The organism is Micromonospora sp. NPDC000089, assembly GCF_042899365.1.
Taxonomy (GTDB): Bacteria; Actinomycetota; Actinomycetes; order Mycobacteriales; family Micromonosporaceae; genus Micromonospora.
The window spans coordinates 255370-276292 of the sequence record NZ_JBIAZT010000004.1; the positions used below are offsets into that span (position 1 = coordinate 255370).

The 20923-nt window shown below is 73.9% G+C and carries 19 protein-coding genes; 10 read left to right on the forward strand and 9 right to left on the reverse strand.

Translation table 11 applies throughout. From position 1 onward, the window contains the following. Positions 1-12 precede the first annotated feature (12 nt). Complete coding sequence (locus ACFY3U_RS10785) at positions 13-330, forward strand: antibiotic biosynthesis monooxygenase family protein (RefSeq protein ID WP_387198387.1); 318 nt, start codon at positions 13-15, stop codon at positions 328-330. Positions 331-344: 14 nt separating this feature from the next. Here the strand turns inward: ACFY3U_RS10785 and ACFY3U_RS10790 are convergent, their stop codons facing one another. Beyond that, a complete protein-coding gene (locus ACFY3U_RS10790) occupies positions 345-1010 on the reverse strand; it encodes a class F sortase (RefSeq protein WP_387198390.1) in 666 nt (221 codons plus the stop codon). A 2-nt stretch (positions 1011-1012) separates the two neighbouring features. Then, positions 1013-1600: a hypothetical protein gene (locus ACFY3U_RS10795; protein ID WP_387198392.1), complete on the reverse strand. Its 588-nt coding sequence runs from the start codon at positions 1598-1600 to the stop codon at positions 1013-1015. Between the two features lie 133 nt (positions 1601-1733). Between ACFY3U_RS10795 and trmB the strand changes: the two genes are divergently transcribed. Both trmB and ACFY3U_RS10805 read left to right on the forward strand, forming a co-directional pair. After that, a complete protein-coding gene (gene trmB / locus ACFY3U_RS10800) occupies positions 1734-2444 on the forward strand; it encodes a tRNA (guanosine(46)-N7)-methyltransferase TrmB (RefSeq protein ID WP_387198395.1) in 711 nt (236 codons plus the stop codon). Between the two features lie 55 nt (positions 2445-2499). Next, positions 2500-5013, forward strand: coding sequence for a DEAD/DEAH box helicase (locus tag ACFY3U_RS10805; protein WP_387198397.1), 2514 nt, complete (start codon positions 2500-2502; stop codon positions 5011-5013). Between the two features lie 13 nt (positions 5014-5026). Here ACFY3U_RS10805 and ACFY3U_RS10810 read toward each other — a convergent pair whose 3' ends face one another. Further along, the gene (locus ACFY3U_RS10810) at positions 5027-5728 is read right to left on the reverse strand and encodes a class I SAM-dependent methyltransferase (RefSeq protein ID WP_387198400.1); all 702 of its coding nucleotides are present in this window, start codon (positions 5726-5728) and stop codon (positions 5027-5029) included. Between the two features lie 93 nt (positions 5729-5821). Between ACFY3U_RS10810 and ACFY3U_RS10815 the strand changes: the two genes are divergently transcribed. Both ACFY3U_RS10815 and ACFY3U_RS10820 read left to right on the forward strand, forming a co-directional pair. After that, positions 5822-6466: a hypothetical protein gene (locus ACFY3U_RS10815; protein WP_387198403.1), complete on the forward strand. Its 645-nt coding sequence runs from the start codon at positions 5822-5824 to the stop codon at positions 6464-6466. 676 nt (positions 6467-7142) lie between these two features. Then, positions 7143-7712 carry an endonuclease domain-containing protein gene (locus ACFY3U_RS10820; protein WP_387198406.1) on the forward strand — a complete coding sequence of 190 codons (570 nt, stop codon included), beginning with the start codon at positions 7143-7145 and terminating at the stop codon, positions 7710-7712. Between the two features lie 245 nt (positions 7713-7957). On the opposite strand, the gene ACFY3U_RS10825 is transcribed toward ACFY3U_RS10820, so the two are convergent. From ACFY3U_RS10825 to ACFY3U_RS10840, 4 genes are all read right to left on the reverse strand, one after another. Next, on the reverse strand, positions 7958-8902 hold the full coding sequence (locus ACFY3U_RS10825) for an ABC transporter substrate-binding protein (RefSeq protein WP_387198409.1): 945 nt from the start codon (positions 8900-8902) through the stop codon (positions 7958-7960). Further along, positions 8902-9852: an ABC transporter ATP-binding protein gene (locus ACFY3U_RS10830; protein WP_387198412.1), complete on the reverse strand. Its 951-nt coding sequence runs from the start codon at positions 9850-9852 to the stop codon at positions 8902-8904. The genes ACFY3U_RS10825 and ACFY3U_RS10830 overlap by 1 nt, the downstream gene beginning before the upstream one ends. Beyond that, positions 9849-10841: a FecCD family ABC transporter permease gene (locus ACFY3U_RS10835; RefSeq protein WP_387198413.1), complete on the reverse strand. Its 993-nt coding sequence runs from the start codon at positions 10839-10841 to the stop codon at positions 9849-9851. The genes ACFY3U_RS10830 and ACFY3U_RS10835 overlap by 4 nt, the downstream gene beginning before the upstream one ends. 179 nt (positions 10842-11020) lie before the next feature. Next, entirely contained in the window at positions 11021-12067 is a 1047-nt protein-coding gene (locus tag ACFY3U_RS10840) for a FecCD family ABC transporter permease (RefSeq protein ID WP_387198416.1), read from the reverse strand. A gap of 120 nt (positions 12068-12187) precedes the next feature. Between ACFY3U_RS10840 and ACFY3U_RS10845 the strand changes: the two genes are divergently transcribed. Beyond that, positions 12188-13123, forward strand: a complete 936-nt coding sequence (locus ACFY3U_RS10845) for a MerR family transcriptional regulator (protein ID WP_387198419.1) — start codon at positions 12188-12190, stop codon at positions 13121-13123. 219 nt (positions 13124-13342) lie between these two features. On the opposite strand, the gene ACFY3U_RS10850 is transcribed toward ACFY3U_RS10845, so the two are convergent. Then, positions 13343-13810 (reverse strand): cytidine deaminase family protein, encoded by a 468-nt coding sequence (locus ACFY3U_RS10850; protein ID WP_387198422.1) that lies wholly within the window; start codon positions 13808-13810, stop codon positions 13343-13345. A gap of 153 nt (positions 13811-13963) precedes the next feature. Here ACFY3U_RS10850 and hrpA point away from each other — a divergent pair, with 153 nt between their 5' ends. The 3 genes from hrpA (at position 13964) to ACFY3U_RS10865 (ending at position 19207) form a co-directional block, all read left to right on the forward strand. Continuing rightward, positions 13964-17974, forward strand: coding sequence for an ATP-dependent RNA helicase HrpA (gene hrpA, locus ACFY3U_RS10855; RefSeq protein WP_387198425.1), 4011 nt, complete (start codon positions 13964-13966; stop codon positions 17972-17974). 244 nt (positions 17975-18218) lie between these two features. Next, complete coding sequence (locus ACFY3U_RS10860) at positions 18219-18446, forward strand: hypothetical protein (protein WP_387198428.1); 228 nt, start codon at positions 18219-18221, stop codon at positions 18444-18446. A 110-nt stretch (positions 18447-18556) separates the two neighbouring features. Beyond that, positions 18557-19207, forward strand: coding sequence for a DUF998 domain-containing protein (locus ACFY3U_RS10865; protein ID WP_387198431.1), 651 nt, complete (start codon positions 18557-18559; stop codon positions 19205-19207). Between the two features lie 21 nt (positions 19208-19228). On the opposite strand, the gene ACFY3U_RS10870 is transcribed toward ACFY3U_RS10865, so the two are convergent. Next, positions 19229-20155: a LysR family transcriptional regulator gene (locus ACFY3U_RS10870; RefSeq protein WP_387198434.1), complete on the reverse strand. Its 927-nt coding sequence runs from the start codon at positions 20153-20155 to the stop codon at positions 19229-19231. A gap of 35 nt (positions 20156-20190) precedes the next feature. Here ACFY3U_RS10870 and ACFY3U_RS10875 point away from each other — a divergent pair, with 35 nt between their 5' ends. Next, a complete protein-coding gene (locus ACFY3U_RS10875) occupies positions 20191-20922 on the forward strand; it encodes a succinate dehydrogenase cytochrome b subunit (protein ID WP_387198437.1) in 732 nt (243 codons plus the stop codon). The last annotated feature ends 1 nt before the right edge of the window (position 20923 follow it).

Here is a 20923-nt window from a genome sequence, read left to right on the forward strand (position 1 = left end):
TAGGGTGGGGACATGGCAGTTGTGAAGATCAACGCGATCGACGTCCCGCCCGGCGCCGGCGAGGAGCTGGAGAAGCGGTTCGCCGCCCGGGCCGGCGCGGTGGAGAACTCCCCCGGCTTCCTCGGCTTCGAGCTGCTGCGCCCGGTCACCGGGGAGAGTCGCTACTTCGTCTACACCCGGTGGGAGACCGAGGAGGCGTACCAGGCGTGGGCCGCCGGCTCGTCCCGCGCCGCGCACGGCGGCGACGGTGGCGAACAGCGCCGGCCGGTGGCATCCGGGGCGACGCTGCTGGAGTTCGAGGTCGTCCAGCAGGTCACCGGCAAGGGCTGAGCCGGCCGGGCCGCTCAGGGTTGCCGGGTCGCGGCCAGCGAGGCGAACGCGATCACGTTGTCGGCGTACCCGGTGCGGCCGCCGATCCACTGGCCGCCGCAGGTGATCAGGCGCAGGGCGGCCGGCCCGTCCGTGCCGTACACCCGGTCGGCGGGCAGGCTGTTCTTGCTGAAGTACTCGACCGAGTCGACGGTGAAGACCACCACCCGGCGGTCGGCCCGGGTCACCTCGATCCGGTCCCCCGGCTTGAGCTTGCGCAGCTCGTAGAAGACCGCCGGGCCGCTCTTCGAGTCGACGTGCCCGACGATGATCGACCGGCCGGCCTCGCCCGGGGTCGGCGCCCGGTCGTACCAGCCGGTCTCGTCGGCCCGGTCCAGCGGCGGGACGTCGATCGACCCGTCCCGGGCCTGGCCGACCGGGGTGACCGGCGCGGACACCGTGATCGCCGGGATGGCGAGGCTCACCGGGCGGCTCGGCGGCAGCCCGGTGTCCTCCTTCTGCTTCGGGGCGGCGGTCGGTGGCGGCTGCTGCGGCGCCGCGGCCCAGTCGAAGGGCCCGACCGTGCGGCCCAGGCCGGCGCCGGTGGCGAACACCCCGGCCAGCACCAGCAGCACCGCCAGCGGCACCGACCACGGGCCGCGGCCCGGCGGGCGGCGCTGCGGGGCGGGCTGCGCGGTCACGCTCACCGCCCGGCGACGCCGCGCGGACGGCGGGCGGCCACGATGCCGACGACCGCACCACCGATGGTCAACGCCAACCCGCCGGGCACCAGCAGGCCGCCCAGGCCCGGCCCGCCGGCCGCGCCGCCGAACCCCGTGTGCGGGCCCGGGCTGGGCGGCGGGTGCGGGCCGCGGCTGGGTCGCGGCTGCGGGGTCGGGCTGTGCGGCACGGCCTTGACCACCTGGAGCATGGTCGACGCGGTCGCGCCGTCCGGGCACTCCAGCTTGACCCGGTAGTCGCCGGGCAGCGCGCGCTCCTTGACCATCGGCGAGGCGGTCAGCTCGCCGCGCTGCGGCTGCACCTGGACCCGGCCGAAGGCGTCCGACACCACGATCGCCGGGATCGAGTTGTCCCGGCAGCTGGCCCGGATGCCGACCAGGTAACCGGCCTCGACCGTGCTCGGGCTGACCTCGACGAAGACCACGCCACCGGGGCCGGGCTGCGGCTGGCCGGCCGGATCGGGCGCGGCGACCGCGGGGCCCATGCCGGCCAGCGCCGCGCACACGCCGGACGCCACCGCGATCGCGGTGCGCTGGAGCGTCACCGACACCCTGCCCCCTCTCGCGCCGTCACCGCGAGGCCGGGGCAGCGGAGCGCCGGCCTGCCGTACGGGATGAATCGTCTCACCCCCGGGCGTACATCACATCCGATACGCCGGGACCGTCGCGTACGCTCGGGTCGCTGTGACCTCCACCGACCAGAATCCCGCCGGCCCGGCGGCGTCCGCGCCCCCGATCCGCACCTTCCACCCCCGGCGCGGCCGGCTGACCGCCCGGCAGACCGACGCGCTCGCGCGGCTGTGGCCGGCGTACGGGATCGACGTCACCGACCTCGACGGACCGGTGGACCCGGCGGCGTTCTTCGGCCGGGGCGCCCCGGTGGTGCTGGAGATCGGTTCCGGCATGGGGGACGCCACCGCCGCGATGGCGGCGGCCGATCCGGGTCGAGACTATCTGGCGGTCGAGGTGCACACGCCGGGAATCGCGAACCTGTTGGACCTGGCGCAGCGGCACGGTCTGGGCAACGTCCGGTTGGCCCGCGGGGACGCGTTGGACCTGGTCCGGGCGATGCCGGAGGGCACACTGGACGCGATCCACGTCTTCTTCCCCGACCCGTGGCCGAAGTCCCGGCACCACAAGCGGCGGATCATCCAGCCGGGCCATGTGGCGCTGCTGCGCTCCCGGCTGGCCCCCGGCGGGACGCTGCACTGCGCCACCGACTGGGCCGAGTACGCCGAGTCGATGCGGGAGACGCTCACCGCCGATCCCGGCCTCACCGACCCGCACGGTGGCTTCGCCCCGCGCCCCGCCCACCGCCCGGTGACCAAGTTCGAACGCCGCGCGCAGACCGCCGGCCGGCCGATCTTCGACCTGATGCACGAGCGCCGGCGCTGACCGCCCGCGCCCCGGTTGGCGGCCAGGGGCGCCACCCAGGCACGATGGGGGCGCTATGACGCTCACTGCCGCGCTGCCTCGACGCGCCGACCCCGACACCCTGTTCGACGCGTTCGCCGGCTGGGCGAAGGAGCGCGGCCTCGACCTCTATCCGCACCAGGAGGAGGCGGTCATCGAGATCGTCTCCGGCGCCAACGTGATCATGAATACGCCGACCGGCTCGGGCAAGAGCCTGGTCGCCATCGCCGCGCACTTCGCCGCCCTGGCCGACGACCGGACGACCTTCTACACCGCGCCGATCAAGGCGCTGGTGTCGGAGAAGTTCTTCGCCCTGTGCGAGGTCTTCGGCGCGGAGAACGTCGGCATGCTCACCGGCGACGCCAGCGTCAACGCCGACGCCCCGATCATCTGCTGCACCGCGGAGATCCTGGCCAACCTGGCGCTGCGCGAGGGCGCGAAGGCCGACGTCGGCCAGGTGGTGATGGACGAGTTCCACTTCTACGCCGAGCCGGACCGCGGCTGGGCCTGGCAGGTGCCGATCATCGAGCTGCCGCAGGCGCAGTTCGTGCTGATGTCCGCCACCCTCGGCGACACCACCCGCTTCGTCGACGACCTGAGCCGGCGCACCGGCCGGTCCACCGCCGTCGTGCGCTCGGCCGAGCGGCCGGTCCCGCTGATCTTCTCGTACGCGATGACACCGCTGCACGAGACGCTCGAGGAGCTGCTGGAGACCAAGCAGGCCCCGGTGTACGTCGTGCACTTCACCCAGGCCGCCGCGCTGGAGCGCGCGCAGGCGCTGATGAGCGTGAACGTGTGCACCCGCGCGGAGAAGGACATGATCGCCGCCGCCATCGGCGGGTTCCGGTTCACCTCCGGCTTCGGCAAGACGCTGTCCCGGCTGGTCCGGCACGGCATCGGCGTGCACCACGCCGGCATGCTGCCCAAGTACCGCCGCTTGGTGGAGACCCTGGCCCAGGCCGGCCTGCTCAAGGTCATCTGCGGCACCGACACGCTGGGCGTCGGCATCAACGTGCCGATCCGCACGGTGCTCTTCACCGGCCTCTCGAAGTACGACGGGGTACGGACGAGGCTGCTCAAGGCCCGCGAGTTCCACCAGATCGCCGGTCGGGCCGGGCGGGCCGGCTTCGACACCATCGGCCGGGTCGTGGTGCAGGCCCCCGAGCACGTGATCGACAACGAGAAGGCCCTCGCCAAGGCCGGCGACGACCCGAAGAAGCGCCGCAAGGTGGTCAAGAAGAAGCCGCCCGAGGGCTCGATCGGCTGGGGCGAGCCGACCTTCGCGCGGCTGGTCGAGGCCGAGCCGGAGCCGCTGACCTCCAGCTTCCAGGTCAGCCACTCGATGCTGCTCAACGTGATCGGCCGCCCCGGCGACGCGTTCGCCGCCATGCGGCACCTGCTCACCGACAACCACGAGGACGCCGCCGCCCAGCGCCGGCACATCCGCCGGGCCATCGCCATCTACCGGGCGCTGCTGGCCGGCGGGGTGGTCGAGCAGCTGCCCGAGCCGGACGAGACCGGCCGGCGGGTCCGGCTCACCGTCGACCTGCAGCTCGACTTCGCGCTCAACCAGCCGCTGTCGCCGCTCGCGCTGGCCGCGATCGAGCTGCTCGACGTGGAGTCCCCGTCGTACGCGCTCGACGTGCTCAGCGTCATCGAGTCGATCCTCGACGACCCGCGCCAGGTGCTCTCCGCCCAGCAGTTCAAGGCCCGCGGCGAGGCGGTCGCCGCGATGAAGGCCGAGGGCATCGAGTACGAGGCCCGCATCGAACTGCTCGACGAGGTGACCTGGCCCAAGCCCCTCGCCGAGCTGCTGGACGGCGCGTACGAGATGTACCGGCGGGGGCACCCGTGGGTCGCCGACCACCAGCTCTCCCCCAAGTCCGTCGTCCGCGACATGTACGAGCGGGCGATGACCTTCGGCGAGTACGTGCAGTTCTACGGGCTCACCCGCTCCGAGGGGCTGGTGCTGCGCTACCTCGCCGACGCGTACAAGACGCTGCGGCAGACCGTCCCCGAGGACGCCAAGACCGAGGAGCTGGTCGACCTCATCGAGTGGCTGGGCGAGCTGGTCCGCCAGGTCGACTCCAGCCTGATCGACGAGTGGGAGCGGCTGCGCAACCCGTCCGACGTGGCCGACGCCGCGGCCGCGCACGCCTCGCTGGAGGAGCGGGTGCCGGCGGTCACCCGCAACGCCCGCGCCTTCCGGGTGCTGGTGCGCAACGCGCTGTTCCGCCGGGTCGAGCTGGCCGCCCTGCGCCGCTGGTACGACCTCGGCGAGCTGGACTCCGCGTCGGGCTGGGACGCCGACGCCTGGGCCGAGGCGCTGGAGCCGTACTTCGAGGCGTACGACTCGATCGGGGTGGGGCCGAACGCCCGCGGCCCGGCGCTGCTCATGATCGAGCAGGGCCGGGAGAAGTGGACCGTGCGGCAGATCCTGGACGATCCCGAGGGCGACCACGACTGGGGCATCAGCGCCGAGGTCGACCTGGTCGCGTCCGACGAGGTGGGCGCCGCGGTCGTCCGGATCACCGACGTCGGCCAGCTCTGACCCCGCCGGTCGCTCAGAACGGGCGGAAGTCGGTGAAGGGTGGCTCGAAGGCCGGGTCGGGCAGCCGCACGGCCCGACACCGGGGCACCGGGGCGGCGGCCGGATCGTCGCCCACCGGCTGGAACGTGCCGTCGGCGAACGCGTCCGGCAGCACCGTCCAGCCCAGATTCCGTTCGTAGTAGCGCACCGCCGCCCGCACCGACGGCGTCCAGTCGTCGTCGAGGACGATCAGGCCGCCCGGCCGGACGATCCGGCGCAGGTGGTAGAGGTCCACGAAGACCTCGTGGAAGCGGTGACTGCCGTCCACGAAGGCCGCGTCGGCGACCACGCCCTCGGCGGCCAGCCGGCCCAGCGCCGCCCACGACGGCTCGGGGATCAGCCGGGCGATGCCGTCCAGCCCCGCCGCGCGCAGCTGGTCGAGGCCGAGGTTCCCGAAGGCCGACTGGTACGGGTCGATCACGAGGTGCCGGGCGTCCGGCGACCCGACGGTCACCAGGGCCTCCCCGACGGCGAGCGCGGGCCTGCCGTACGCCAGCCCGACCTCGACCACCGTCCCGACCCGCTCGGTGATCAACAGGTCGCGCAGCAGGTCGCAGTCGCGCTCGGGCAGCGTGATCGTCGCGAAGTCGTGTTCCAGGTCCCGCGTCCACGCCGGCCCGGCGGTCGCCAGCCGGCGGCGCGCCTGGCGGACCCGCGTCATGAGGTCATCGGTCACCGCCCCAGTCTGCCCTCCCGAACCCCTGGGCGATGTCACCCCCGTCGATTAGAATGTATGTACTAATCGAGTTCCTGACCTGGGAGGACGCTCGTGACCGCGCCCATCTCCACCCCCCTCACGCCGTACGCCACCCTCCTCGGTTTCACCCGGTACGTCGACCGCACCGGGCCCACCAAGGCCACCTTCGTCGGCGGCCTGCGCAAGCAGCGCGCCAGCCGGCACGGCTTCAATCCGCACGGCCAGTTCGTCAAGGCGCTCAAGGCCGACGTCGCATTCCACACCGGCGGCACCCACCTGGCCGGGGTCGCCGACGTGGTCAAGCCACGCTGGCGCCCGCTCTACGAGGCGCTGGTGCCGGGCGCGACCCGCTGGCTGCGCTCGCTCGGCGAGCCGGCCGGCGTCGACCTGGCCCAGGCCCGCGAGGCGCTGGCCATGCTGGGCGACCTGCCCGTGAAGATCAACCCACAGTTCGGCGTGCGATACGCCGACGGCCGCGCCGAGGCGATCCGGCTGTACTTCGACGAGGCGCCGCCGAGCGAGGAGGTCACCCTGGCCACCCTGCACCTGATGGGCCGGCACATGGACGCGGTGCTGCCGCACGCCGAACCGGTGCTGGTCGACGTGCGCCGCGGCGAGGCGCACCGGATGCCCGACCACGCCAAGCCCGAGCAGATCGAGCAGTGGCTGGCCGGCGAGGCGGCCGCCTTCCGCGCCATCTGGTCCACCGCCGCCTGACCCTCCCACACGCACCACCACCCCACCCACTCACCCGCGCGCGACCGCGGAGCGTGCCTATTCGGCAAGATCACGCTCGATCCTGGATGTAGTGGCCTCCGATCGCACGGGAGGCCACTACATCCCTGTTACAGCGTGATCATGAAGGGTTATCCACAGGGGACGGCGACGGGTACGAGATTTTGACAGCCTGGCGCACATGCCGAAGGCACCCCGTCGACCTCCCGAACTACGCGGCCGAATCTTCCGCGGGTCGGTGGCCGTCTCCCGTGGCCTGCTCAGCCGTAACGATCTCCGCAGCTCGGCGTGGCGCGCCCTGTTCCGGGACGTCTATGCCGACTCCCAATTGTCGATCACCCATCGGGACCGGTGTCACGCGATCATCCGCTGGCTGGTCCCTGCCGGGACCGCCGTGGCCGGCCGTTCCGCCGCCGCTCTCTACGGCGTCGGGAAGGTCGATCCGACAGAGCCGGTGGACGTGCTGGTCCCTGTCGTCCGCCCACCCGACCACGCCATCGACCACGCACCGGACCAACCGCCGGACTGCTCGCCCGGCTCGGGCCCACGTTCGGGTTCGGGTTCGGGTTCGGGTTCGGGTTCGGGTTCGGGTTCGCGCGCGGCACCGGTCGCCGTGCGGCGCGGCCCGGTGGCCGGGCTACGGGTCCACCGTGCCGACGTGACCCCCGAGGACGTGCGGGACCGGGCCGGCCTGCTGGTCACCGCGGTGCCGCGGACCTGCTGGGACCTCGCTCGCTGGCTCGACGTCGTCGAGGCGGTCACGATCATCGACGGCCTGCTGGCCCGCCGGATGGTCGATGTCCCGACACTGCGCGAGTACGCGCTGGCCCGGGCCGGGCAGCGGGGTTGGCGCTCACTGCTTCGCGCAGTCGACCTTGCCGACGCCGGGGCCGAGTCACCCCAGGAGTCCCGTACCCGGGTTCGGCTGGTGCTGGCCGGGCTGCCCCGCCCGCAGACCCAGTGGGTGGTGGCCAACGGAGCGCGCTTCGTCGCCCGGCTCGATCTGGCCTGGCCGGAGTTCCGGGTCGCGGTCGAGTACGACGGGCTCTGGCACGACGATCCGGAGCAGTTCCACCGGGACCGCCGCCGACTCAACCAGCTGCTCGGTGGAGACTGGATCGTCCTGCACGTCACCGGGAAGCGCCTCCGGGAGGACTTCGACGGCTTCCTCGCTGAGGTCCGCGGCGCGCTCCGCTCCCGCGGCCACCACCCCCGCCCGCGCCCCTGATCCCCCACCCTGCCCACATTCCGCCGACGGACGCCGGCGGCCGAAGATCACCCTCGAACATGGATGTAGTGGCCTCCAAACGAGGTCGAGGCCACTACATCCAGGAAGTAGCACGATCTTGGCGCGAGCGCGGGCGCGGCGGGCGCGGGCGCGGGCGCGAGCGCGAGCGCGGCGGGCGCGAGCGCGGCGAGCGCGGCGGGCGCGAGCGGGGCGGGGCGGGGCGGGGGCGGGCGGGGCGGGGGCGGTCAGGCGGTCAGGTGCTTTGCCAGGTCGTCGAGGATCTTGTTGGCGGCGCCCACGCCGATGCCGGTCATCCAGACCTCGTCCGAGACCACGTGCGCCTTGCCCGCCTTGACCGCGGACAGGCCCTGCCAGAGGCTGCCGGCGGTGACCTTGGCCTGCTCGGCGGCGGCCTTCTCGCCGTACGCGGTCACGAAGACCACGTCGCCGTCGACCTCGTTCACCCGCTCGGCACTGACCAGGTCGAAGCGCTTGTCCTCCTTGCCCTCCAGCAGCTGCCGCTGGGGTCGGCCGAGGCCGGTGTCACCGACCACGATGCCGGAGAACGACTCCGGGCCGTACACCCGGATGTTGCCCGGGATGAAGCGCACGATGGAGATCTTGCGCGACGCGGCGTCGCCGAGCTTCGCGCCGAACTCCTTCGCCCGCTTCTCGTACCCGGCCAGCAGGTCCTTGGCCTGCTGTTCCTTGCCGAGTGCCGCGCCGTCGAGGAGGAAGTTCTCCTTCCAGGTGACGCCGACCTTCTCGGTGAACACGGTCGGCGCGATGGCGGACAGCTCGTCGTAGAACTTCTCCTGGCGGAACTTGCTGCCCAGGATCAGGTCCGGCTTCAGCGCGTTGATCGCCTCCAGGTCGGGCTCGGTGAGCACGCCGACCTCCTTGATGCCGGCCAGCTTGTCCGCGCCGAAGTAGCTGGGCCAGCTCTTCGCCTCGCCGGCGGTCGCCGCGCCGACCGGGGTGACGCCCAGCGAGAGCGCGGTGTCGATCTTGTCCGTGTCGAGCACCACCACCCGCTTGGGCTCGGCGGGCACCGTGGTGGCGCCCATCGCGTGGGCGATCTCGCGGGTCTCCCCGCCGGCGGTGCCGGCGACCGGGTCACTCTCGCCGCAGGCGGTGAGACCGACGCCGAGGGCGAGGGCCGCGGTGAGGGTGGCGGCGAGTCGACGCATCAGGTTCCTCTCGGGTACGTCCCGACGCGCGGACCGTCCGCGTCGTCGGTGTCGGGGTGGGCCGGCGTGTCGGCCGGTGCGTGGGTAGAGCGGCTCGCCGGTGCGGGTGCACGCTCCGCCGAACGGTCGGAGGCGACGGCGGCAGTGGTGCTCGGTGGGGTGGCGCCGGCCGGGTTGCCGGGCACCACCAGCGGGGCGCCGGTCACCGGGCAGGGCACGACCACGCAGTCGAGCCCGAAGACCTCGCGGACCAGGCCGGCGGTGAGGATCTCCCGCGGCGGCCCGGCGGCGACCACCGCGCCGTCACGCATGGCGACCAGGTGGTCGGCGTACCGGGCGGCCTGGTTGAGGTCGTGCAGCACGGCCACCACGGTGCGGCCCCGCTCGGCGCGCAGCCGGTGCAGCAGGTCCAGCACCTCCACCTGGTGGGCCAGGTCGAGGAAGGTGGTGGGCTCGTCCAGCAGCAGCGCGTCGGTGTCCTGGGCCAGGGTCATCGCGATCCACACCCGCTGGCGCTGCCCGCCGGAGAGGGTGTCCACCGGGCGGTCGGCCAGCCCGGCGACGTCGGCCAGCCGCATCGCCTCGTCGACGGCCCGGCCGTCCTCGGTCGACCACTGCCGCCACCAGCGCTGATAGGGCTGGCGGCCCCGCCCGACCAGGTCGGCCACGGTGATCCCCTCGGGCACCAGCGGGCTCTGCGGCAGCACGCCGAGCCGGCGGGCCACGTCCCGGGTGGGCAGGTCGCGGATCTGCGCCCCGTCGAGCAGCACCGCGCCGCGACGCGGGGTGAGCAGCCGGGCCATGGTGCGCAGCAGGGTCGACTTGCCGCAGGCGTTGGGGCCGACGATCACGGTGAACGCGTCGGCCGGCAGGTCGAGTTCCAGCCCGTCCAGCACGAGCCGGCCCTCGTAGCCGACGACCAGGTCGCGGGTGGACAGCAGCGCGGTCACGACCGCCTCCCTCGGGTGCGCAGCAACACGAAGATCAGGTACGGGCCGCCGATGGCCGCGGTGAGCACACCGGCCGGCAGCTGGGTGGGCGCGAACAGCCGGCGGCCGGCCAGGTCGGCGAGCACCAGCAGCAGCGCGCCCAGCAGCGCGGCGCACAGCAGCGGCGGCCGCTCGGCGCGGACCAGCCGGCGGGCCACCTGCGGGGCGACCAGCGCCACGAAGTCCACGGCCCCCACCTGGGCGGTGACCGCGGCGGCGGCCAGCACGCCGGCGCCGGCCAGCCCGATCCGCCGGGCCACCGGGCGCAGCCCGATCCCCCGGGCGGTGTCGTCGTCCAGGGCCGAGGTGCGCAGCGCCCAACCGGCCCAGAGCAGCACCGGCAGCAGCACGGCGAGTGTCCCGGCGACCCAGGCGGCCTCGGTCCAGCCCTTGCCGGCCAGCGTGCCGATCAGCCAGAGCTGGGCGCGCAGCCCCTCGATCGGTTCGGCGGTGAGCATGACCACCTCGGTCAGCGCCCGGAACGCGAACGCCACCGCCACCCCGGCCAGCACGAACCGCTGGGCGGCCAGGCCGTGCCGGGCGCCGAGCGCGAACACCAGCACCGCCGCGGCCAGGCCGCCGAGCAGCGCCGCCGGCGCCACCAGCACCGCCGCCGCGCCACTGGTCAGCGCGATCGTGGCCGCCAGCCCGGCGCCCTGGGTGACGCCGATGACGTCGGGGCTGGCCAGCGGGTTGCGCGCCACGCTCTGGATCAGCGTGCCGGCCACTCCGAAGGCCGCCCCGGCCAGCGCCGCGAGCACCGCGCGGGGCAGTCGCAGGTCCCGCACCACCAGGTCGTACGGCGTACCCGCCCCGGACAGCGACCGCACCACGTCGCCCGGCGCAACGTACGGCGTCCCGAACGACAGGCTGAGCACCACCGCGGCGACCAGCAGCACGAGCAGCACCCCGGCGACCGCCACCGGCCGCCACCGGAACGGCACGACCACCGGCCCCACCTGCAACAGCGCCTTCCCCGCCGTACCCGCGGGCCGGCCCCTGCTCCGACCCCGACCCCGACCCCGGCGATCTTGCACTTGTGGCCCCTCGGATGCGGCTTCTGTCTCATTCGCCGGGGCACAAACTGCAAGATCGCGGGAACGGGGGTGGGAGCGGGGGTGGGGGGTGGTCATGGGGTCACCTGCCTGGTGCGCTGGACCAGGATGGCGAGGAGGGGGGCGCCGAGGAGGGCGGTGATGATGCCGGCGGGGATCTCGCCGGGCGGGGCGACCAGCCGGCCGGTGACGTCGGCGGCGAGGACCAGGGCGGGGCCGAGCAGCGCGGCGACCAGCAGGGTCCACCGGTGGTCGGCGCCGACCAGGGCCCGGGCCAGGTGCGGCACGGCCAGCCCGACGAAGGCGATCGGGCCGGCGGCGGCCACCGCGGCGCCGGTGAGCAGCACGCCCCCGCCGCCGGCGGCCAGCCGGACCAGCCCCACCCGGTGGCCCAGCCCCCGGGCCACGTCGTCGCCGAGGGCCAACGCGTCCAGCCCCCGGGCGGCCAGCGCGGCGAGCAGCACCCCGGCCAGCACGAACGGGAGCACCTGCCCGGCCACCCCGACGTCCCGGCCGGTGAGCCCGCCGACCACCCAGAACCGGTACTCCTCGAACGTGCGGGCGTCAATGCTGAGCAGCGCGTACACGATCGCGCCGAGACCGGCGTCGAGGGCCGCGCCGACCAGCGCGAGGGTGACCGGGCTGGCACCGTCGCGGGTGCGGTTGGCCACGGCGAAGACCAGCAGCCCGGCGAGGAGCGCGCCGGCGATGCCGAACCAGACGTACCCGGCGAGCGTGCTGACGCCGAAGACCGCGATGGCCAGCACCACGCCGAAGGATGCGCCGGCGCTTACGCCGAGGATGCGCGGCTCAGCCAGCGGGTTGCGGGTGACCGCCTGGAACAGCACCCCGGCCAGCGCCAGCGCGAGCCCGACCACCAGCCCGAGCGCGGTACGCGGCACCCGCAGCTCGCGGACCACGGTGGTGGCGTCGCCCGCGTCCGGCGCGACCAGCGCGAGCCAGACCTGGTCCACCGGGAGGTGGCGGCTGCCGAGCGCCAGGCTGGCCAGCAGCGCCAGGAGCAGCAGCAGCGCCGCGGCCAGGGTGACCGCGACCCGGCGGGGGGCGCCGCGGCGGGCGGGTACGTCGGCCCGGGCGGGCCGGACGGCGAGGGTGGTCACGGGGGAATGCGCCTTCCGATTAGGTACGCCTAACCTTAACTGAACGGGTAAGGCATACCTAACTCGACCTCCCCCGGTGGGCTTGCGCCTCCACCGGGGGGAGGCGGCAGGGTGGCGGGCATGGACGACGACGAGCGCTACGGGATCGGCGACCTGGCCCGGCGGACCGGGGTGCCGGTGAAGACCATCCGGTTCTGGTCCGATCGCGGGATCGTGCCGCCCACCGACCGGGGCCCGACCGGCCACCGGCGGTACGGCCCGGAGGCGGTGGCCCGGCTCGACCTGGTACGCACGCTGCGCGAGCTGGGCGTGGACCTGCCCACGGTGCGCCGGGTGGTGGCTCGTGAGGCCACGCTCGGCGAGGTCGCGGCGGCTCACGCGGACGCGCTGGCCGCGCAGATCCGGGTGCTGCGGTCACGTCGCGCGGTGCTGACCGTGATCGCCCGGCGCGGATCCACCCCGGCCGAGGCCGAGCTGCTGCACCGGTTGGCCGGGCTGGCCGCGCGGGAGCGGCGGCGGTTGGTCGACGAGTTCCTGGACGCCACGTTCACCGGCCTGACCGACCCCGGCTTCGCGGGAATCCGCCGCTCGCTCACCCCGGAGCTGCCCGACGACCCGGACGAGGCGCAGGTGCAGGCGTGGGTGGAGCTGGCCGAACTGGTGCTGGACCCCGGCTTCCGGGCCGGCCTGCGCCGGCTGGCCGAGCAGCACGCGGCCGACCGGGCGGGCGTCGAGGGGGTACGCCGGGACGCGGTCGCCGTGGTCCGGGAGGAGGTCGCCCCGGCGCTGGCCGCCGGCGTACCGCCGGCCTCGGCCGGAGCTGACCCGGTCCTGGCCCGGGTGGCGGCCCGGTATGCCCGGCTCTGCGGGCGGCCGGACGGCGCCGACCTGCGGCGGCGGCTGCTGGAGCGGCTGGAGGCGGCCGGCGATCCCCGGCGGGAGCGGTACGAGCACCTGCTCGCCGTGGTGAACGGATGGCCCCCGGTGGAGAGCCTGGCACCGGTGCTGGACTGGGCGGTCCGGGCGCTGCGCGCCCGGCCGGCCCACGCCGGCTGACCCGGCGGCTCACTCCGCGCCCATCACCAGCCCCTCGATGGTGCGCTTCTGAGCGATCGGCACCAGCGTGTCGACCACCGGCAGCGCAGGTGGTAGCGGACCAGGTCGGGCAGCGAGTCCCAGTACGAACGGGTGACCGCGAGGTCGTGGTTGCCCGCACCGGGCGCGTCCACGCCGAGCACCAGAGGTGCCGCGAGCCGGCCGACGGCGCGGGTCGAATCAGTCCTCGGCGGCGGGGCGGCTGCCGGGCACCGCCGGCATCGGCCACTGCCCGGTGCGCACGGTCAGCGCCGGCACGGGCTGCTGGTCCGCCCAGACGTACGTCTCGGGCAGCAGGTCACCGATCGACGCCGCGTGCAGCCCGTCCATCGGGCCGACGATCACCCGGATCGACGGAAAGTAGTCCGCCAGCACCTGCCGGCAGCGACCGCACGGCGCCAGCACGCCCCGGCCCCGGTCACCCACGGCGACGATGGTCTCCAGCTCCCCGGCGCCCTGGGTGGCGGCGGCGCCCAGCGCCACCAGCTCGGCGCACGGGCCGCCGGTGAAGTGGAAGACGTTCACCCCGGTGAAGACCCGGCCGTCGACGGTACGCACGGCGGCCGCGACGGTGTGGTTCTCGCTGCGGCAGCGCAGCTTCGCCACCGCCGTGGCGGCCTGCACCAGGGCCCGGTCGGTCTCCTTCATCTGGCCTCCGTTCGCGGGGTGGCGGTCGGCCGCCACTCTAGTCCGGTGGACCCGCCGTCCCCGGGCGGCGCGGCCGGAGCGGCGCGGCGGGCGTGCGGTCGCGCGGTAACCCGGGGGCGGTCGCGCGGCGGCCTGCCTATCCTTGGCGACGACATGCAGACTCCACCCGCCGCCGCCGCGCCCGACCTCGCCCGCGAGCTGCACCGCCGCCTGCCCGCCCTGATGTTCCGTGACCAGCGCCGTCTGCAACGGCGGTTGGACGGCGTCCGCCGCCTGCGGGAGCCGCAGCGCCGCCACGACGCCCTCGCCGAGATCGCCGCCGAGGTGGACCGGGCCGAGGCGCGGCTGGCCACCCGACGGGCCGCGGTGCCCCGCATCACGTACCCGCCGCAGCTGCCGGTCAGCGAGCGGCGGGACGACATCGCCGCCGCGATCCGCGACCACCAGGTGGTGATCGTGGCCGGCGAGACCGGCTCCGGCAAGACCACCCAGCTGCCGAAGATCTGCCTGGAGCTGGGGCGCGGGATCACCGGCCTGATCGGGCACACCCAGCCACGCCGGTTGGCCGCCCGGACGGTCGCCGACCGGATCGCCGAGGAGCTGGGCACCGAGCTGGGCGACGTGGTCGGGTACAAGGTGCGCTTCACCGACCAGGTGAGCGATCGCAGCCTGGTCAAGCTGATGACCGACGGCATCCTGCTGGCCGAGCTGCAGACCGACCGGATGCTCCGGCAGTACGACACGTTGATCATCGACGAGGCGCACGAGCGCAGCCTCAACATCGACTTCATCCTCGGCTACGTCCGGCAGCTGCTGCCCCGCCGGCCGGACCTCAAGGTGATCATCACCTCGGCCACCATCGAGACCGACCGGTTCGCCCAGCACTTCGCGGACGCGGACGGCAACCCGGCCCCGATCGTCGAGGTCTCCGGCCGGACATACCCGGTGGAGGTGCGCTACCGGCCGCTGGTCGAGGTCACCGAGACCGACGAGGACGACGCCGACGAGGAGAACGTCCGCGACCAGATCCAGGCGATCGGCGACGCGGTCGAGGAGCTGGCCGCCGAGGGGCCGGGCGACATCCTGGTCTTCCTCAGCGGCGAACGGGAGATCCGGGACACCGCCGAGGCGCTCGGCAAGCTGGTGCAGAACAAGCGCTCCCTGCTCGGCACCGAGATCCTGCCGTTGTACGCCCGGCTCTCCGCCGCCGAGCAGCACCGGGTGTTCGCCGCGCACAGCGGGCGCCGGGTGGTGCTGGCCACCAACGTCGCGGAGACCTCGCTGACCGTGCCCGGCATCAAGTACGTGGTGGACCCGGGCACGGCCCGGATCTCCCGCTACTCCAGCCGGCTCAAGGTGCAGCGGCTGCCGATCGAGCCGGTCTCCCAGGCCAGCGCCAACCAGCGCAAGGGCCGCTGCGGCCGGACCTCGGACGGCATCTGCATCCGGCTCTACGACGAGCAGGACTTCGCCAGCCGGCCTGAGTTCACCGACCCGGAGATCCTGCGCACCAACCTGGCCTCGGTCATCCTGCAGATGACCTCGATCGGGCTCGGCGACCTGGCCGCCTTCCCGTTCATCGACCCGCCGGACAAGCGCAACATCACCGACGGCGTGAACCTGCTGCACGAGCTGGGCGCGCTCGACCCGGCCGAGACCGACCCGGCGAAGCGGCTCACCGAGCTGGGCCGGCGGCTGGCCCAGCTGCCGGTCGACCCGCGGCTGGCCCGGATGGTGATCGAGGGCGAGCGCAACGGCTGCGCCACCGAGGTGGTGGTGATCGCCGCCGCGCTGTCGCTCCAGGACCCGCGGGAGCGGCCGGCCGACAAGCAGGCCCAGGCCGACCAGGCGCACGCCCGCTTCGCCGACAAGGAGTCGGACTTCGTCGCGTACCTGAACCTGTGGCGGTACCTGCGGGAGCAGCAGCGGGAGCTGTCCTCCAGCGCGTTCCGCCGGCTGTGCAAGGCGGAGTACCTCAACTACCTGCGGGTACGCGAGTGGCAGGACATCGTCAGCCAGCTGCGCCAGGTGTTGCGTACCCCCGAGAAGGGTGAGGGGCGGCAGGCCGACGGTGGCCGGCGCGGCCCGGCCGCGGACCTGCCGGAGGAGATCGACACCCCGAAGGTGCACCAGTCGCTGCTGCCCGGGCTGCTGTCGCACATCGGGCTCAAGGATGCCCAGAAGCACGAGTACCTGGGTGCCCGGGGCGCGAAGTTCGCGCTCTTCCCCGGCTCGGCGCTGTTCCGCAAGCCACCGCGCTGGGTGATGGCCGCCGAGCTGGTGGAGACGTCCCGGCTGTGGGGGCGGGTGAACGGCCGGATCGAGCCGGAGTGGGTGGAACCGCTCGCCCAGCACGTGGTCAAGCGCAGCTACAGCGAGCCGCACTGGGAGAAGAAGCAGGCCGCGGTGCTGGCCTACGAGAAGGTCACCCTGTACGGGATGCCGATCGTCACCTCCCGCAAGGTGAACTTCGGCCGGATCGATCCGGGCCTGTCGCGGGAGCTGTTCATCCGGCACGCCCTGGTCGAGGGTGACTGGCAGACCCACCACCAGTTCTGGCGGGACAACCAGCGGCTGCTGACCGAGATCGAGGAGCTGGAGAACCGGGCCCGCCGGCGGGACATCCTGGTCGACGACGAGACGATCTTCGCCTTCTACGACGCGCGGATCCCGGCCGACGTGGTCTCCGGCCGGCACTTCGACTCCTGGTGGAAGAAGACCCGCCGGGAGCAGCCGGAGCTGCTGACCTTCACCCGGGAGCTGCTGGTCAACGCCGGCCGCGGCGGGGTCGCCGAGGACGACTACCCGGACGAGTGGCGGGCCGACGGGGTGACGCTGCCGCTGACGTACACCTTCGACCCGACCGCGCCCACCGACGGCGTCACCGTCGACATCCCGCTGCCGCTGCTCAACCAGGTGCCGGCGGAGACCTTCGACTGGCAGGTGCCCGGGCTGCGCGAGGAGCTGGTCGTCGCGCTGATCCGGTCGCTGCCCAAGGCGATCCGGCGCACCTTCGTCCCGGTGCCCGACTACGCCCGGGCCGCGCTGGCCGCCATGCCGGCCGGTGAGGAGCCGCTGCTCGACGCGCTCACCCGGCAGCTGCGCCGGATGACCGGGGTCACCGTGCCCCGGGACGCCTGGGACACCGCCCGGCTCCCCGCCCACCTGCGGGTCGGCTTCCGGGTGCTGGACGAGGAGAACAAGCCGGTCGCCGAGGGTAAGGACCTCATTGCCCTGCAGCGCCAGCTCCGCCAGGAGGTACGCCAGGTCGTCGCGGCCGCCGCGCCGGACGTGGCCCGGACCGGCCTCAGGGAGTGGTCGATCGGCACCCTGCCGCGCACGGTGGAGCAGGTCCGGGCCGGGTACGCGGTGACCGCGTACCCGGCGCTGGTCGACGAGGGCGCCACGGTCGGGGTGAAGGTGTTCGACTCCGCGGCCGAGCAGGAGGCCGCGCACTGGGCCGGCACCCGGCGACTGCTGCGGCTGACCGTGCCGTCCCCGGCGAAGTTCCTCCAGGGGCGGCTGAGCAACGAGGCGAAGCTGGCGCTCAGCCGCAACCCGCACGGTGGCGTGCAGCAGCTGATCGAGGACGCGGCCGGCGCGGCGATCGACAAGCTGATCGCCGACGCGGGCGGCCCGGCCTGGGACGCCGACGGCTTCGCCGCGCTGCGCGACAGGGTCCGGGCCGACCTGGTCGACACCGTGGTCGAGGTGATGGACCGGGTCCGCCGGGTGCTGGCCGCCGGGTACGCGGTGGAGCAGCGGCTCGGCGCCACCCGGAACCTGGCCGTGGTGGCCGCGCTGGCCGACATCCGGCAGCAGCTCGCCGGCCTGGTGCACGCCGGCTTCGTCACCGAGGCCGGCTACGCCCGCCTGCCCGACCTGCTGCGCTACCTGACCGCGATCGAGCGGCGGCTCGACCGGCTGCCCGGCAACCCGCAGCGGGACCGGCAGCAGCAGGACCGGATCGCGGTGGTGCGGAAGGAGTACGCGGACCTGCTCGCCGCGCTGCCGCCCACCCGCCGGCAGGCCACCGCCGTCCGGCAGATCCGCTGGATGATCGAGGAGCTGCGGGTGAACGTCTTCGCCCAGGCGCTCGGCACCCCGTACCCGGTCTCCGAGCAGCGGATCTATCGGGCCATGGACGAGGCGGAGGGCCGCTGACCGGGCGACCGCCCGGTCGACCCGTCGGGTGGCTCGCCGCACCTCGTCGAAGCGCGCCCGCCGGGTACGGCGGCGGGGCATGACGAGCCTTCCACCGGGTATGGTGCGATTGTCGATGTCACCGGGCGGCAGCTCGTCATCGGCCACGTGATCGAGGCGCCGACGCCGAGCGCCCACCTTCAGCACGCGGCACGGCGGCAACCGCCCCGCGGCCCAGGTACGCCCCCAGCAGCAGGGATCCCGCATGACCTCATCCGACCCGAACTCACCCAACCCGGTTCGAACCGCGCTGTTCTTCGCGACGCCGGCCAGCGACGGGCCCGAGGAGCCGGGCCCGGCCTTCGACGGCAGCACGGAGGGCATGCGGCGGCTCCGGCACCCGTTCGCGGTGGATCCGACCGATCAGCTACGACGGTCGGCGACCACCACGGTCAACGGGTCCGCGGAAGGCGGCCGACGGCCCCGACGCTGATCGTCGGAGATCCCCGACCGGCGCCCCGGTCACCCGCCCGGGTGGTGTGGGCAGCCCCGGGCGGGGAACGCCGCTCCCTCCGCGTCGCCGCGAGGGGAGGAGCAGTGCCGGTGACCGTCATCCGTCCCGCGCGCCCGATCGCGGCCGTCGTCCGCGCCGGGACGGCCGCGCGGGCCACCGGGCTCGCCGCGACGGGGCTGAGCCTGCTGCTCTTCGCCGTCCTGCACGTGGCGGTGCACGGCGTACACCCGGTCCGGGACACCCTGAGCGACTACGCACTGACCCCGGGCGGCTGGCTGTTCGACCTGGCGGTGCTCACCCTGGCCGCCGGGTCGGCGCTGCTGCTCGCCCCGTTCGCCGGACCCGCCGGCTGGCCGCCGGGCCGGTCGCGCGCGGTCCGCGCCGCCTTTGCCGCGTGGTGCCTGGGCCTTGCGCTGCTGGTGATGTTTCCGCGCGACCCGGTGGGCGCCGCCACCACGGCCGGCGGCGACATCCACCGCTGGGCCGCCGTCGCCGCCCTGTGCGGGCTACCGTCGGGCGCGCTGCTGGCCGCCGTGCGGCATCCGGCGCGGTGCGCGGCGGCCGTGGTGGTGGCCGCGACCTGCTGCCTGGCGGCGCTGCTTCCGTTCGTGACCGCCTACCTGGTCGGCTCGCCACTGCGGCCAGCGGTAGGGCTGCTGGAACGCCTGGTGAGCCTCGGTGAGGTCGTGGTGCTACTGCTCACCGCCCGGCTCTGCCGGCGTGGCCCGGGGCCCGGCTGACCCGGTCGGCTGCTGCCCGGGTCACAGCGGCTCGACCCCCGGGGGCAGCTCACCACCGGCGGTGGCCTCATGGACATACTCCAGCAGTATCCGGCGCAGCTCCCGGCCGGCATGGGTGGGCACCACGTCGCGCCGCCGGGCCACCGCGATGGTGCGCCGCACCCCGGGCGGGGCGAGCCGGGTGACCCGGACGCCGGGGCGGCGGGCGACCACGATGCCCGGCACCAGCGCCACCCCGAGGCCGGCCTCGACGAAGCTGAGCACGGCGTCCATCTCCCCGCCGTCCACGGAGAAGGTGGGCTCGAAGCCGGCCTCCCGGCAGGCCTGGATGGTGGCGTCGCGCAGGTCGTACCCCTCGCGGAACATCACCAGCGGCTGGTCGCGCAGGTCGGTGATGCGCAACTGGCCGTCGGCGGCGGCCGGCAGCGGGTCCACCGAGGCGACCACCAGGCTCTCGGACAGGATCGGGTCGACCCGCAGCCCGGGGTCGGCGCCCTGGGCCGGCATGATGATCAGCGCGAGGTCGAGGTCGCCGCGGAGCAGGTCGCGGACCAGGTCCTGCGAGCCGCCCTCCTCCACCCGCAGGTCGACGGCGGCGTGCGCGTCGCGGAACCGGCGCAGCACCGGCGGGGCCAGCGAGGTGGCCAGGCTGGGGGTGGCGCCGAGCCGGACCCGCCCCCGGCGCAGGCCGACCAGCTCCTGCACCTCCCGGGTGGCGGTGTCCACGTCGGCCAGGATCCGGACGGCCAACGGCAGCAGCACCTCGCCGGCGGCGGTGAGGGTGATGTTTCCCCTTACCCGCTCGAACAGCGGCGCCCCGAGGTCACCCTCCAGGGCGTGAATTTGCTTACTCAACGAGGGCTGGGTGATGCCCACCAGATCGGCGGCTTGGGTGAAATGTCGTACTTCTGCCACCGCGACGAAGTACCTCAGCTGATGGAGCTGCATCTACATAGCCTATGGCTATCAAGGCTGCGAGGTCGATGCATTGGACGACTGATCAAACTGCTCCTAGCGTCGGTCGTGTGGTAATCACGAAAACTCGGTCGCCCATCCGCTCGAACGTCGGCCTGAAGGCCGTCATGGCGGTGACGGGCATCCTCCTGGTGCTCTTCCTCATCGTCCACATGCTGGGGAACCTGAAGATCTTCACCGGCGAGACGTCGTTCGACCACTACGCGCACTGGTTGCGGGAGCTCGGCACGCCGCTGCTGCCCACCACCTGGTACCTGTGGATCCAGCGCAGCGTGCTCACCGTCGCCGTGGTCGCCCACATCGTGGCCGCCACCGTGCTGGCCCGGCGCGCCCGGGCCGCCCGCCCGGTGAAGTACGCCCACCGCAAGAAGGTGCAGGGCAGCTACGCGGCGCGCACCATGCGCTGGGGCGGGGTGATCATCCTGCTCTTCGTGATCTACCACATCCTGGACCTGACCACCGGCAACCTGAACCCGGTCGGCGACGCCAGCAACCCGTACGGGAACGTGGTCGCCGACTTCGCGCCGGAGCGGTGGTACGTCACGCTCTTCTACACCCTCGCCATCGTCACGGTGGGCTTCCACCTGCGGCACGGCGCGTTCAGCGCGTTCCGCAGCCTGGGCCAGCAGACCCCGAAGGGTGAGCGCCGGGCGCGGGCCGGCGCGCTGGTGCTGGCCGTCGGGCTCTGCGCCGGCTACCTGGTGGTCCCGTTCGCCGTACTGACCGGATTGGTGTCCTGAC

Bases quoted from the DNA above. Each gene is read 5' to 3' on its own strand.
- ACFY3U_RS10785 (WP_387198387.1), top strand. From the start codon at position 13: ATGGCAGTTGTGAAGATCAACGCGATCGACGTCCCGCCCGGCGCCGGC.
- ACFY3U_RS10805 (WP_387198397.1), top strand. From the start codon at position 2,500: ATGACGCTCACTGCCGCGCTGCCTCGACGCGCCGACCCCGACACCCTG.
- ACFY3U_RS10825 (WP_387198409.1), bottom strand. From the start codon at position 8,902: ATGCGTCGACTCGCCGCCACCCTCACCGCGGCCCTCGCCCTCGGCGTC.
- ACFY3U_RS10845 (WP_387198419.1), top strand. From the start codon at position 12,188: ATGGACGACGACGAGCGCTACGGGATCGGCGACCTGGCCCGGCGGACC.
- ACFY3U_RS10850 (WP_387198422.1), bottom strand. From the start codon at position 13,810: ATGAAGGAGACCGACCGGGCCCTGGTGCAGGCCGCCACGGCGGTGGCG.
- hrpA (WP_387198425.1), top strand. From the start codon at position 13,964: ATGCAGACTCCACCCGCCGCCGCCGCGCCCGACCTCGCCCGCGAGCTG.
- ACFY3U_RS10860 (WP_387198428.1), top strand. From the start codon at position 18,219: ATGACCTCATCCGACCCGAACTCACCCAACCCGGTTCGAACCGCGCTG.
- ACFY3U_RS10870 (WP_387198434.1), bottom strand. From the start codon at position 20,155: ATGCAGCTCCATCAGCTGAGGTACTTCGTCGCGGTGGCAGAAGTACGA.
- ACFY3U_RS10875 (WP_387198437.1), top strand. From the start codon at position 20,191: ATGCATTGGACGACTGATCAAACTGCTCCTAGCGTCGGTCGTGTGGTA.